The organism is Azorhizobium sp. AG788 (genome assembly GCF_004364705.1).
GTDB lineage: Bacteria > Pseudomonadota > Alphaproteobacteria > Rhizobiales > Xanthobacteraceae > Azorhizobium > Azorhizobium caulinodans.
In genome coordinates, this window is the sequence record NZ_SOBM01000006.1 from 208,053 (window position 1) to 221,242 (window position 13,190).

At 69.4% G+C, this 13,190-nt stretch carries 9 protein-coding genes; 1 reads left to right on the forward strand and 8 read right to left on the reverse strand.

The genetic code is table 11. The annotated features are described in order from the left end of the window. Positions 1 to 135: 135 nt before the first annotated feature. Positions 136 to 1,659 (forward strand): MFS transporter, encoded by a 1,524-nt coding sequence (locus DFO45_RS16970; RefSeq protein WP_245518149.1) that lies wholly within the window; start codon positions 136 to 138, stop codon positions 1,657 to 1,659. Between the two features lie 60 nt (positions 1,660 to 1,719). On the opposite strand, the gene DFO45_RS16975 is transcribed toward DFO45_RS16970, so the two are convergent. The 8 genes from DFO45_RS16975 to ccmE form a co-directional block, all read right to left on the reverse strand. Next, on the reverse strand, positions 1,720 to 2,454 hold the full coding sequence (locus DFO45_RS16975; protein ID WP_133865810.1) for a superoxide dismutase: 735 nt from the start codon (positions 2,452 to 2,454) through the stop codon (positions 1,720 to 1,722). A gap of 110 nt (positions 2,455 to 2,564) precedes the next feature. Then, positions 2,565 to 5,537 (reverse strand): bifunctional [glutamine synthetase] adenylyltransferase/[glutamine synthetase]-adenylyl-L-tyrosine phosphorylase, encoded by a 2,973-nt coding sequence (locus DFO45_RS16980; RefSeq protein ID WP_133865811.1) that lies wholly within the window; start codon positions 5,535 to 5,537, stop codon positions 2,565 to 2,567. Between the two features lie 239 nt (positions 5,538 to 5,776). Then, the gene (locus DFO45_RS16985) at positions 5,777 to 7,210 is read right to left on the reverse strand and encodes an ATP-binding protein (protein WP_245518151.1); all 1,434 of its coding nucleotides are present in this window, start codon (positions 7,208 to 7,210) and stop codon (positions 5,777 to 5,779) included. Between the two features lie 224 nt (positions 7,211 to 7,434). Further along, positions 7,435 to 8,151, reverse strand: a complete 717-nt coding sequence (locus tag DFO45_RS16990) for a response regulator transcription factor (RefSeq protein WP_133865812.1) — start codon at positions 8,149 to 8,151, stop codon at positions 7,435 to 7,437. A 357-nt stretch (positions 8,152 to 8,508) separates the two neighbouring features. Beyond that, positions 8,509 to 10,059: a Do family serine endopeptidase gene (locus DFO45_RS16995; RefSeq protein WP_043878964.1), complete on the reverse strand. Its 1,551-nt coding sequence runs from the start codon at positions 10,057 to 10,059 to the stop codon at positions 8,509 to 8,511. A 134-nt stretch (positions 10,060 to 10,193) separates the two neighbouring features. Continuing rightward, positions 10,194 to 10,679 carry a cytochrome c-type biogenesis protein gene (locus tag DFO45_RS17000; protein WP_133865813.1) on the reverse strand — a complete coding sequence of 162 codons (486 nt, stop codon included), beginning with the start codon at positions 10,677 to 10,679 and terminating at the stop codon, positions 10,194 to 10,196. A 4-nt stretch (positions 10,680 to 10,683) separates the two neighbouring features. After that, positions 10,684 to 12,669, reverse strand: a complete 1,986-nt coding sequence (locus DFO45_RS17005; protein ID WP_133865814.1) for a heme lyase CcmF/NrfE family subunit — start codon at positions 12,667 to 12,669, stop codon at positions 10,684 to 10,686. Then, positions 12,666 to 13,190: a cytochrome c maturation protein CcmE gene (ccmE, locus tag DFO45_RS17010; protein ID WP_133865815.1), complete on the reverse strand. Its 525-nt coding sequence runs from the start codon at positions 13,188 to 13,190 to the stop codon at positions 12,666 to 12,668. The genes DFO45_RS17005 and ccmE overlap by 4 nt, the downstream gene beginning before the upstream one ends.

Here is a 13,190-nt window from a genome sequence, read left to right on the forward strand (position 1 = left end):
AGACGAGGCGGGTCGAAGTCTCCAGAGCCGGCGCTTCCCACGCATGCTTATGGTTTAGAAGCCGGATTAGGTAAGCTGTGACCGTCACACGCCGTTCATGGGTGACGGAGAGGGTGCGGGCCGCGGAGATCGAGCATGCGTACCGAAACCAGCGACAGCGCCCACAGCCACGCCACACGGCCGCACGGCCAGTCCCTGCACGGCACGCCCGAGGACGTGCAGCGGGTGCAGGACTATATCGACGAGACGCCCATCTGGCGGGACGGCACGGTCGTTCCGGCGGCGCCCATGACGGCCATGCAGTGGCGGATCTGGAGCCTCGCCGCCGCCGGCAAGTTCTTCGAGGGTCTCGTCGTGTTCATGACCGGCGTGGCCCTGCCGCTGATGGGCGCCGAGTTCGGCATGACGCCGCTCCAGCACGGCCTTGTCAGCGCCGCCACCCTGTTCGGCATCCTCGTGGGTGCGCTGGCGCTGGGGGGCCTTGCCGATCAGTTCGGCCGCAAGCCCATGTTCGTGTTCGAGATGGCGCTGTTCATCCTGTTTCTCGGCCTCCTCGCCGCAGCGCCGAATTTCAGCTGGATGCTCATCTTCCTCTTCGGCATCGGTCTGGCGCTCGGCTGCGATTATCCGACAGCCCATCTCGTCATCTCGGAAAGCATCCCGAGTTCCTCGCGCGGCCGGCTGGTGCTCGGCGCCTTCTCCTTCCAGGCGCTGGGCGCGCTCAGCGGAACGGCCGTCGGCTATCTGGTGCTCGTCTTCGATCCGACCCTCAGCGCCTGGCGGCTCATGTACGCCGTGGCCATCGTCCCCGCGCTGATCGTGCTCGCCGGCCGCTTCTTCATCACCGAGAGCAGCCACTGGCTGCTGGCGAAGGGCCGGGTGCCGGAGGCCGAGCACAATCTCAAGCGGCTGCTGACCCGCCAGCCGCGCTACCCCAAGCACATCCGTCTCAAGGGCCTGCACGAGCCCGGCCTCGCCCGGCCGGAAAGCCACCTTCTGGTGCTCTTCCGCCGCAAGAACCTGCGGGCGACGCTGTTCGCCTCCCTGCCGTGGTTCCTTCAGGACCTCGGCACCTACGGCATCGGCATCTTCACCCCCACCATCCTTGCCGCCGCACTGGGGGCCGACACCTCCATCCGCATGCCCGGTGTCGCCGGTCTCATCGCGGGCGATATGCGCGCCGCCCAGGGCGCGGCCTTCATCGACATCCTGCTGATCGTCGGCATGGTGGCGGCAGTGATGCTGGCGGACAAGGTGGGCCGGGTGCTGTTGCAGGTGTTCGGCTTCCTCGGCTGCGCCGCCGGCCTGCTGCTCGCCTCGTTCCACGACGCCTTCACCGGCCCGGCGCAGATCGCACTCATCTATGCCGGCTTCATGCTCTTCAATTTCATGTGCAACATGGGCCCGAACGCCCAGACCTACCTATTGGCGGGCGAGGTGTTTCCCACCCACATCCGCGGGATCGGCGCGGGCTTTGCCGCCGCCTTCGGCAAGGTGGGGGCGGTGCTGACCGCCTTCCTCTTCCCCATCCTGCTCAGCACGCTCGGCACGTCGAACCTGCTCTACATGCTGGTGGCGACCTCGTTCCTCGGCGCGCTCATCACCTGGCTGCTGCGGATCGAGACCAAGGGCCGCCGGCTCGACGACGTGGGCCTGTGACGGCGCGCGGGGACATCCCGCGCGCCCTCGATCTCTCGAAAACGATGGAAGTTTCGCGCCTTAGCCCCAGCGCTCGCCGACCACCTGCCAGTTCACGCGGTCCTTCACCACCGCCTCCACATGGGCGGTGCGGCGGTTCTCATAGTCGAGATAATAAGCGTGCTCCCACACGTCGATGCCGAGCAGCACGGTCTTGCCGTCGGGCAGCGGGTTGATGGCGTCCTTCATGCCGATGATGTCGAGCTTGTCGCCATCGCGCACGAGCCAGACCCAGCCGGTGCCGAACACCTTGTCGCCCTGCTCCACCAGCTTGCGCTGAAGGCCGACGAGGGACTGGAAATCCTTCTCCACCTGCTGGGCAAAGGCGCCCTTCGGCGCCGCGGGGCCGCCCTTGAAGCTCTCCCAGTAGAGATTGTGGTTCCAGGCCTGAGCGGCATTGTTGAAGACGTCCGCGTCATTGGCCTTGCGGGCGGCGACCACCACCTCGGCGAGCGTCATGTCCGCATAGGGTTTGCCCTGCACCAGCAGGTTCAGCTTGTCGTAATAGCCTTTGTGGTGCTTGCCGTAATGCAGGCCGACGGTGCGGGCCGAGATGGTCGGCACCAGCGCATCCTCCGCATAGGGCAGCGGCGGCAGGACGAAGGGCACGGCGGCGCGGGCGACATGGGGCGCGGCGAGCACGCTCGCCATGGCGCCGGCCCCGAAGGCCAGAGCGGCACGGCGGGAGACGGCGGGGCGGGACGAAGCGGCGGGCAAGGAGGCGTTGAGCAAGGAAGCGGTGGGCGTGGCGTCCATGGGGCGATCCTCCGCGGAACGGCACGGGGCGTCCGTGCCTTGCGACGATCATAACCCCAAAGCCGCGCCGCAGGTCCGCCCGCTCGCGCGGACGTGCGCCGCCACCCCGCTCAGGCGGAAGCGGCTTCCAGAATGCGCTCGAAGATGGCCCGCACGCGCGCTTCCGTGTCGGTGAGATGGGCGTCGAGGGAGGAGAAGTCCGGCATCTCGCCCGCCCGCGCCAGCAGCGCTTTCAGCGCCGGGCTCGCCTGCGCCGGCACGAATGGCCGGTCGATGGCGAGGCGGAGCACCTGCGTGAGATCCTGATAGAGCCGGCAGGCGTTGGAGAGGGTCTGGCAATCCTCGGGGCTCAGGAGCTGAAGCCAGCCCGCCACGGTGAGGATGCGCGCCGTCGCGGTATCGACGATCTCCGGATGCCGTTCGGCATGGATGAGCACAAGGAACTGGGCGAGGAACTCCACGTCCACCTGTCCGCCGGCCGCGTGCTTGAGGTTCCAGCGGTCGCTTTCGCCCTTCTCTGCCGCGATGGCCCGGCGCATGTCGAGAATGTCGCCGGCGATGCGGCGGGGATCACGCGGATGGGCGAGCACCTGCAGGATCACCTGCTCCACGCGCCGGGCAAAGGCGGGGCTCGCCGAGATGATCCGCGCCCGGGTCAGCGCCATGTGCTCCCAGGTCCAGGCCTCGGTGCGCTGGTAATTCTCGAACGAGCCGATGCGCGTCGCCACCGGGCCGGAGCGGCCGGACGGGCGCAGGCGCAGGTCCACGTCATAGAGCTTGCCGGCATTGGTGAGGCTGGTCAGAGCGGTGACGAGGCGCTGGGTGAAGCGGGCGAAATACTGCGCTCCGACCAGCGGGCGCGGGCCGTCCGACGTGCCGTCCGAGGCCGGATCGAAATCGTAGAGCACGATGAGATCGAGGTCGGAGCCGGCGGTCATCTCGCGGCTGCCGAGCTTGCCCATGGAGAGCACCGCCGTATCCGCGCCGGGAATGCTGCCGTGCGCCTCCACGAAGCGCGCCCAGACGCGGGCGTGCAGGGCGCGGATGATGACCTCCGCCACGCGGGCATAGGCCTCGCCCGCCCGCGCCGCCGGCAGCGTTCCGGAAACGATGCGCACGCCGATCAGAACGTGCTGTTCCTGCCGGAAGCGGCGGGCGCGGTCGAACTGTTCTTCCTCATTCGGCGCCGCATCGAGCAAGGCTTCGAGATGGGCGGCGAGGGCCGGCTCGTCGGGCAGCACGTCGAAGAAGGCGGGATCGAGCAGCGCATCGGCGAGCGAGGGGCGTCGGGCCAGCGTCTCGCCGAGGCGCGGGGCGGCGCTGACGATGGTGGCGATGAGGCGCACAAGGTCCGGATTGTGCTCCAGCGCCGCCAGCAGGTGCGGACCGGGCAGGTCGCGCAGGAAGCTGTCCATGGCATTGAGCGCGCCGTCCGGGTCGCCGCCATGGGACAGTTGCTCGATGAGAAGGGCCACGATGCGGGCGAGATGCTCGCGCGCCGCATCCGTGCGCAGCGCACGCGGCTGCCCGGCCAGCCACTCGCGGACCAGACGGCTGGCGGCCGGCGGATCGCGGAAGCCGAGGCGGGACAGGGTGCCGAGCGTCGCGCGGTCGTCCCGGTCCAGCGGGAAGTGGAGTTCGCCCTGGAGGCAGGGATGGGTGACACTGTCCTCGAACAGATGGGCGTAATGGCCCTGCACCCGCTGGAGCCGCTCCACGAGGGCGGCCGCGAAGCTGTCGCGGTCCTTGTAGCCCATGAAGCGGGCGAAGGCCTCCAGGGCCTCCCGGCCCTCCGGCAGCGTATGGGTCTGGGCGTCGGCGACCATCTGGAGACGATGCTCGACCCGGCGCAGGAAGACATAGGCCTCGGACAGATCGTCCCGCACCTCGGGAGCGATCCAGCGGTGGTCCACCAGCGCGCCCAGCGCCTCCAGCGTGCGCGGCGAGCGCAGGTCGCGGTCGCGGCCGCCGGCGATGAGCTGCTGGGTCTGGACGAAGAACTCGACCTCGCGGATGCCGCCACGGCCAAGCTTCACATTGTGCCCCTCGACCGCCACCACCTCATGCCCGCGGAAGGCATGAATCTCGCGCTTCATAGCGTGGACGTCGGAGATGGCCTGATAATCCAGCACCCGGCGCCAGACGAAGGGGGCGAGCTCGTCGAGATACTCCCGGCCCACCACAAGGTCGCCGGCGACCGGCCGCGCCTTGATATAGGCCGCGCGCTCCCAGGTCGCGCCCTCGCGCTCGTAATAAGCGAGCGCCGAGGCGGTGGAGAGCGCCACCTGCGTCGAGCCCGGATCAGGCCGGAGGCGCAGGTCCACGCGCAGGACATAACCGTCCTCGGTGCGCTCCTGGAGCAGACGCACGAGGCCCTTGGCGATGCGCACGTAGGTGGGGCTCGCCTCGGCATCGGGGCCGAGCGGGGCCACGGCCCGGTCATAGACCAGGATCAGGTCCACATCGCTGGAATAGTTGAGTTCGCCCGCGCCGTGCTTGCCCATGGCGATGGCGGCGAGACCCGAACCCTTGCCGGGCACGTTGAGGTCCGGCAGCAGCAGCTTGCCGCTGCCCGCTGCCTCGCGCAGCAGGAAATCCAGCGCCAGCGCGACCGCCGTATCGGCCACGCGGGTCAGGGCCCGCGTCACGTCCATGAGCGGCAGCACACCGCCGACATCGGCGAGGGCGATGACGAGGGCCGCCTCGCTGCGCATGCGGCGCAGCGCCCGCATCACCGCTGCCTCGTCCTCGGCCTCGCGCACCTGCACGCCCGCCGCCGCGACGAGCGCGGCCACCCGGGCGACGGGATCGGTCTCAAGCGCGCGCAAGAGGCGGGCGGGCTCCCGGCGGATGACGTCGGTGAGGAAGGGCGCTCCCTCCATGACGCCGAGCACCACCTGCCGTGCCATGGGATGGGCAACGAGAAGGGCATCGAGGCTCGCGCGGTCGTGGTCCGCGAACCGCTCGAGGGTGTGGGAGAGCTTCACCGCCGCCGCCGCTTCATCGAAAAGCACCGGCGCTTCCCGGATCGCAGCGGCGAGACCAGGCCCGAGTTCAGGAGAAGGGGAGGTCAATGCGGTCATTGCCTGTCTTAAAGGCACAAGGTACGCCCCGCGCGCAAGCCCATAGACGCCGCGCCGGCCGCTTTACGGCAAAATTTGCGCGGGTCCCATGTGGCGCATCAAGGATTTAGAGCCGGCTTTCGCGCGCCGCCGGCACCGCCCAGTCAAGCATCACCGCCTGCCGCAGCCGGCGGCGCGGCCGCACCGCCGGAGAGAGTCGCGCGCGTCCTGCGCGCTTAAGCGTGAAAACGCCGCACCCGTCAGCGGCCGTCCAGTGTGCGCGCGATGGTCATCTCGCTGGGCAGGGCGCGGATCGGCAGGCGGAGCGTCGCCCGCAGGCCCGGCGCGGCGTCGCTGAACGAAAGCTGTCCCCCGTGAAGCCGCGCCACGGCAGCCACCAGCGACAGGCCGAGACCCGAACCCGGCCGCGACCGGCTCGCCTCCAGCCGCACGAAGCGCTCCACCACCCGGTCCCGGTCGGCATCGGGAATGCCCGGCCCGCTGTCGGTCACGGAGAGGACGGCAAAGCCATCCTGACGGTGCAGGGAGACGACGATTCGCCCGCGCACGCCGTCACGGGGAACGCCGTATTTGATGGCATTGTCGATGAGGTTGGAGAGCGCCTGCGCCAGAAGTTCTCGCAGGCCGACGATGGACGCCGGGGCGATCTCGGTAACGAGGTCGAGCCCCTGCTCATCGGCCAGCGGCTCATAGAGTTCGGCGACGTTCTCGGTGATGTCGGCGAGGTCCACCTCCACCATGCTGGCGCGCGCCTGTCCCGCCTCTGCGCGGGCGATCATCAGCAGGGCATCGAAGGTGCGGATCAGCCCATCGCTTTCCTCGATCGTCGTCTCCAGCGCCGACCGCCATTCGTCCTCGGTGGTCGCGCCCCTGAGCGCCTCTTCCGCGCGGTTTCGCAGGCGGGTGAGCGGCGTTTTGAGGTCGTGGGCGATGTTGTCGGAGACTTCCTTCAGCCCGGCCATCAGGCTCTCGATGCGCTCCAGCATGGCATTGAGGCTCTGGGCGAGGCGGTCGAACTCGTCACCCGTGCCGTTCACCTGCAGGCGGCCCGTGAGATCGCCGGCCATGATGCGCTCGGTGGTGGCGTTCATGGCATCGATGCGCTTCAGCACCCGGCGGGTGACGAACACTCCACCGGCGAGGCCGAGGATGAGGATCATCACCAGCGCGCCCTGCGCCGGCCGCACCACGAGCTGCCGGAGGGTGTCGCGGTCCTCGATGTCCTTGCCCACCAGCAGCCGGTAGCCGCCGGGCAGCATGAAAACCTCGACATAAGCGAGGTTCTCCTTCGCGCCCGGCTCCTCGGAGCGCTTGTACGTGGTGACGCGCGTGCCCTGCTGGTCGAGCAGGCCGATGGGCAGTTCGGAGACGTTGGAGGCCAGCACCTCGCCGGCGAAATTCGTCAGCAGATAGATGGATGAGCCGGGCCGCCGCGCCCGCCGGTCGATGACCAGCACGAGCCGCTGGATGCCGCCGAGGCGATACTGCTCGGCGAGGAAGCGCACCTCCGCATCCACATTCTCGGTCACCTGGCTCTCGACCAGCCGGCGCGTATGCCAGGCCACATAGCCAATCATCGAGACGGCAAAGAGCGCGAAGATGACGAGATAGACCGCCAGCAGCTTGAAGGCGGTGGTGCGGACGAGGCGCGACAGGTCGCGCGGAAGCATCATGACGGGCGCCGCGACGGCTGGAGGGGACAAGGGGGATTGGAGGGGCGGCGCTCCGCTGACCCCGCCGCCTTACCCCCCTCCCCACCCCTCCCCCACAAGGGGGGAGGGAGCAGGGTGTGCGAGGAATAGGACCGTGGGAAAAGACAATGCGCGACAAAGCCCTCCCCCCTTGCGGGGGAGGGTTGGGAGGGGGGTAATGCCGCCTCAGCCATGCCGGACGCTCCTCAGCGCAGGCCCACGCGGACCATGTAGCCGGCGCCGCGCACGGTATGGATCAGCGGCACGTCGAAGCCCTTGTCGATCTTGGAGCGCAGGCGGGAGACGTGGACGTCGATGACGTTGGTCTGGGGGTCGAAGTGATAGTCCCAGACGTTTTCCAGCAGCATGGTGCGCGTCACCACCTGCCCCGCGTGCCGCATGAGATATTCGAGCAGCCGGAATTCGCGCGGCTGGAGCGGGATCTCCTTGCCGCCGCGGGTCACGCGATGGGCGAGGCGATCGAGTTCGAGGTCGCCCACCCGATAGACCGTCTCGGCTGCCTGCGGCGCCCCCCGGCGCGACAGCGCCTCGACGCGGGCAAGCAGTTCAGTGAAGGCATAGGGCTTGGGCAGATAATCGTCGCCGCCGGCCCGCAGTCCGACCACGCGGTCGTCCACCTGTCCCAGCGCCGAGAGGATGAGCACAGGCGTGGCATCGCCGCGCCCACGCAGTTCGGCGACCAGCGAGAGGCCGTCGCGGCGGGGCAGCATGCGGTCCACCACCAGCACGTCATATTTGCCGTCGAGCGCATGGGCGAGGCCATCCTCGCCGTCGGCCGCATGGTCCACCACATGGCCCGCCTCGCGGAAGGCCTTGCGCAGGTAGTCGGCCGCGTCTTGATCGTCCTCGACGAGGAGCAGTCGCATGGAAAGGCTGAAGTCCGTTTCGAGATTCGCGTCCATGGCAGTCTAGATCACCATTGCGGGCTGGCGCAGCACGGTTGCAGCTCTCGGGTCCGCGAAATCGCGAGGCCCCCAAACGATGACGGCGCGGGAAGCAAGGGCTCCCCGCGCCGATTGGACCTTGGCGGCTGTTGGGGCGACGGAAGGGACCGCCTCGGCACCAATCTGGAATTCCGCCCGGCCGGCCCGCTTCAGGCGGGTCCGACCGGGGGCGCGCCGATCCCCCGCAGGCCGGCGCGCTTGGCAGGCGCGAAGCACGGGGTTCCCCGCACCCGTGCCACCTGCCTTAACCTTCCGAGGCCACCCGGTGCCGGTTGTCGCCGGTCCCGGAGGCCTCAGCCTCCGGGTGGCGGAGGATCAGCCCTTGGACTTGTCTAGGGTGATGGCGACGAAGCGCACGCCCTGCTCGCCCTTCACCCGCATGAGCACCGCCTTGCGGTTCTCGGCCTTGGCGGCGGCGAGCCCCTCGCGGACGTCGGACGGGTTGGAGACCGTCTTGCCGCCCACATCGAGGATCACGTCGCCGGAGCGGATGCCGCGGGCGGCCGCAGGGCCGTTCGGGTCCACTTCGGTCACCACCACGCCCTGGGCGCCGGCGCCCTGGACGCTCTTGGCCGGGGCGAGCTGGAGGCCGAGGCGCGGCACGTCATGCGTGGCCGGCCCGTTGCCGTCGGCGCTCGCCATCTGCTGATCGGTGGGCAGCTGCTCGAGCTTCACGTTGAAGGCCTGCGTCTTGCCGTCCCGCACCACAGTGAGGGCGACGGAGGCGCCGGGCTTCATCATGCCGATCTTGCGGCTGAGGTCGCGGGCGTCCTTCACGGCATCGCCATTGACCTTGGTCACCACGTCACCGCTCTTGAGGCCAGCCTTGGCCGCCGGGGTGTCCGGCTGCACCTGTGCCACGAGGGCGCCTTCGGCGGCATTGAGGCCGAGACCGGAGGCGAGATCATCCGTCACGGGCTGGATCTGCACGCCGATATAGCCGCGCGCCACCTTGCCGTCCTGGCGGAGCTGGTCCACCACCGTCTTCACCGTCTCGGACGGGATGGCGAAGGCGATGCCCACGTTGCCGCCGGAGGGCGACACGATGGCGGTGTTCATGCCGATGACATTGCCGTTGAGATCGAAGGTCGGGCCGCCCGAGTTGCCCCGGTTGATCGGCGCATCGATCTGCACGAAGTCGTCATAGGGGCCGGAGCCAATGTCGCGGCCGCGGGCCGAGACGATGCCAGCCGTGACGGTACCGCCGAGGCCGAAGGGATTGCCCACCGCGATCACCCAATCGCCGACGCGGGGCGCGCCGTCAGCCAGCTTCACGAAGGGCAGGTCGTTCTTGCCGTCGATCTTGATGAGGGCGACGTCCGTGCGCGGATCGGTGCCGATCACCTTGGCGGTGTATTCCTTGCCGTCGGTCATGGTCACGTCCACCTCGGACGCGCCATCCACCACGTGGTTGTTGGTCACCACATAGCCGTCGGGCGAGATGATGAAGCCGGAGCCCTGGCCCACGACGCGGCGCTCGCCGGCGCCGCCGCCGCGGGGCATGCGCTGCATGCCGCCGGGACCGCCCTGGCCGTTCTCGAACCCGAAGCGCTTCAGGAAGCGCTCGATCTGGGGCGGCACGTCGGCGCCGCCGAATTCGTCATCGCCGCCCATGGCCATCTGCTGGGCGGACACGTCCTTCTTGATCTTCACCGACACCACGGCCGGGGTCACCTTCTGCACCACGTCGGCGAAGGAGAAGCTCTGGGCGGTGACGGGGGCGGCGGTGGTGGCCTGCGCGAGCGCCGGCGTGCTCCCGTAGCCGAACTGGCCGACCGCGACGCCGGCAACCGCGAGACCGACGACACCCGCCATCAGGGCGGTGCGGCGCTTCGTCAGGAAGGAGGAGTTGGTGGAGCGGGTCATGCGTCTCTCTCTGGTCATCCCCGCCATGTCCGGCGGGCGTGAGAGAGAACCTAGGCCCGCGCGCCTTACGGTCCGCTGGCTGAAAGATTACGGTTCTGTAAGACGCGTCACGGCTCCGTGAGGGCGCAGCCCGACTATTCCGGCCGCGTGCCGGGCTCCTCGGAGGCCGCGAGCAGCGCCTTCACGCGCGCTTCCTCCTCGGGCGTCAGGGCCTCGCTCGCGGACGTCGGCCGGCGGCGCAGGGCGAAGAAGGCGGCGCAGGCGCCGAGCACCAGGACGAGGCCGGGCGTGCCCCAGAGCAGTGCGTTGCGCCAGGAGAAGACCGGGCGCATCAGCACGAACTCGCCATAGCGGGCGACGAGGAAATCCAGCACCTGGCTGTTGCTGTCACCCGCCTTCAGCCGCTCGCGCACGAGGATGCGCAGGTCGCGGGCGAGCTGCGCATCGGAATCGTCAATGGACTGGTTCTGGCAGACCATGCAGCGCAGCTCCTTGGAGAGCTCGCGCGCCCGCGCTTCCATCGCCGGATCGGGCAGCACCTCATCTGGCTGGACGGCCAGCGCCGGCAGGACGCTGAAGGTGAGGAACAGCGCCGCAAGAAGGCGGATCACGCGCGTCATGGCCCTACTCCGCCGGAACCGCAGCCGGGGTCCGGCGGCGGGCGGGACGCGGCGCGCCGACGCGCAGCCGCCGGTCGGCCAGCGACAGGCCGCCGCCCAGCGCCATCACCACGGCGCCGAGCCAGATGAGCGTGACGAGCGGCTTCCACGTGGCGCGGATGGAGAGATGGCCGTCCGGCGTTTCCTCGCCCATGGAAACGTAGAGCTGGCTGAAGCCATAGGTCCGGATGCCGGATTCGGTGGTGGCCATGGCCCGCGCCTCGAAGCTGCGCCGGGAGGTCTCCACGGTGCCGGCCGGCGTGCCGCCGGAGCGGATGTCGAACACCGCCACACGTGCCGCATAATTGGGGCCGGAGCGGTTCTCCAGGCGGTCCAGCGTCAGGCTGCGGGTGCCGATGGTGACCGTATCGCCCACCTTCATGGAGGCGATGCGCTCCAGGCTCCAGGCGCTCTCGGAGACGATGCCGATGAGGCAGACGCCGACCCCGAGATGGGCCACGGCGGTCCCCAGCGCCGAGAGCGGCACGCCCCGGAAGCGCGCCCAGGCGACCCGCGCCGGCACCCGGCCGACGCCCGCCCGCTCGGCCAGCTCGGTCAACGCGCCGGCGATGATGAAGACGCCGAGGCCGATGAGAATGGCCGGCGTGATCGGTCCCCCGCCAGCGGCCGCCGCCGTAACGACGATGGCCACCACCGCAAGGCCAGCGGCAAGGGTGAGGCGCTGGGCGACGCCCAGCAGGTCGCCGCGCTTCCAGGCCAGCAGCGGGCCGAACGGAATGGCGAAGACCAGCGGCAGCATCAGCCCGCCGAAGGTGAGATTGAAGAAGGGCGGGCCCACGGTGATCTTGGTGTCGGTGAAGGCTTCCAGCGCCAGCGGATAAAGCGTGCCGACGAAGACCGAGGCGGTGGCGGCGGTGAGGAACAGATTGTTCATCACCAGAGCCCCCTCGCGGGAGACCGGCGCGAACAGGCCGCCCTGCCGCAACTCCCCGGCCCGCAGCGCGAACAGCAGCAGGCTGCCGCCGATGAAGACGGTGAGAATGCCGAGAATGAAGACGCCGCGCGCCGGATCGGTGGCGAAGGCGTGGACCGAGGTGAGGACGCCGGACCGCACGAGGAAGGTGCCGATCAGCGACAGCGAGAAGGCCAGGATGGCGAGGAGCACCGTCCAGATCTTCAGCGCGTCACGCTTCTCCATGACTACGGCCGAGTGAAGCAGTGCGGTGGCCGCGAGCCACGGCATGAGGGAGGCGTTCTCCACCGGATCCCAGAACCACCAGCCGCCCCAGCCGAGTTCGTAATAGGCCCAGTAGGAGCCCATGGCGATGCCGAGCGTCAGGAACACCCAGGCGGCCAGCGTCCAGGGCCGCACCCAGCGCGCCCAGGCGGCGTCGATCCGCCCCTCGATCAGCGCCGCCATGGCGAAGGAGAAGGCGATGGAGAGGCCCACATAGCCGAGGTAGAGCAGCGGAGGGTGGATCGCGAGGCCGGGGTCTTGCAGGACCGGATTGAGGCTGCGGCCTTCCGCCGGCGGCTGGAGAATGCGCAGGAAGGGATTGGAGGTGAGCAGGATGAAGGCGAGGAAGGCTGTGGCGATGGCGCCCTGCACGGCCAGCGCATTGGCCTTCAGGCGGTCGGGCAGATTGGCCCCGAACACCGCCACCAGCGCGCCGAACACCGCCAGCACGAGCACCCAGAGCATCATGGAACCCTCGTGGTTCCCCCAGGTGCTGGTGATCTTGTAGACGAGCGGCATCTGCGAGTGGGAATTCTCCACCACGTTCGCCACCGAGAAATCGGACGTCACATAGACCGCGACCAGCGCCGCAAAGGCGGCGGAGACGAACAGCAGCAGCGCCAGCGCCACCGGCCCGGCGACGCCCATGAGAACCGGGTCCTGCTTCGCCGCGCCCCAGGCCGGCACCACCATCTGCACCAGCGACAGGGCGAGCGCGAGGACGAGCGCGTAATGGCCGAGTTCCGCGATCATGGGGTGCTCCGGGCAGGAGAGGCGGCGGGCGGGGCGGCGGACGACTGGGGACCGGGCGTCTTGGCGGCTGGCGGCACGGGGCCACCCTCCTCGCCTTCCTTCCAGTGGCCGGACTTCTTCAGTGCGTCGGCCACCTCGCGGGGCATGTAGCGCTCGTCATGCTTGGCGAGCACGCTGTCGGCCTTCACGGTGCCGTCGCTCTGGAGCACACCTTCCGCCACCACGCCCTGCCCTTCCCGGAACAGGTCCGGCAGGAGGCCCGTGTAAGCCACCGTGACCTTGGAATTGCCGTCCGTCACCGCAAAGCGCACGGACGCACCGCTCTTGGCGACGCTGCCCGGCTCCACAAGGCCGCCGAGGCGCAGGCGGGCGCCGGGCGCGATCTGCTGCTGCGCCACTTCCGTGGGCGTGCGGAAGAAGACGATGGTGTCGTTGAGGGCGGTCAGGATCAGGCCGGCAGCGAGCGCGAGCACGCCGAGGCCCGCGCCGATGAGAATGAGGCGGCGGCTTTTACGGGTCAC

Coding starts and splice junctions, on each gene's coding strand:
- DFO45_RS16975 (WP_133865810.1), bottom strand. CDS start 2,454: ATGGACGCCACGCCCACCGCTTCCTTGCTCAACGCCTCCTTGCCCGCC.
- DFO45_RS16985 (WP_245518151.1), bottom strand. CDS start 7,210: ATGATGCTTCCGCGCGACCTGTCGCGCCTCGTCCGCACCACCGCCTTC.
- DFO45_RS17005 (WP_133865814.1), bottom strand. CDS start 12,669: ATGATCGCGGAACTCGGCCATTACGCGCTCGTCCTCGCGCTCGCCCTG.
- DFO45_RS16970 (WP_245518149.1), top strand. CDS start 136: ATGCGTACCGAAACCAGCGACAGCGCCCACAGCCACGCCACACGGCCG.
- DFO45_RS17000 (WP_133865813.1), bottom strand. CDS start 10,679: ATGACGCGCGTGATCCGCCTTCTTGCGGCGCTGTTCCTCACCTTCAGC.
- DFO45_RS16990 (WP_133865812.1), bottom strand. CDS start 8,151: ATGGACGCGAATCTCGAAACGGACTTCAGCCTTTCCATGCGACTGCTC.
- DFO45_RS16980 (WP_133865811.1), bottom strand. CDS start 5,537: ATGACCGCATTGACCTCCCCTTCTCCTGAACTCGGGCCTGGTCTCGCC.
- DFO45_RS16995 (WP_043878964.1), bottom strand. CDS start 10,059: ATGACCCGCTCCACCAACTCCTCCTTCCTGACGAAGCGCCGCACCGCC.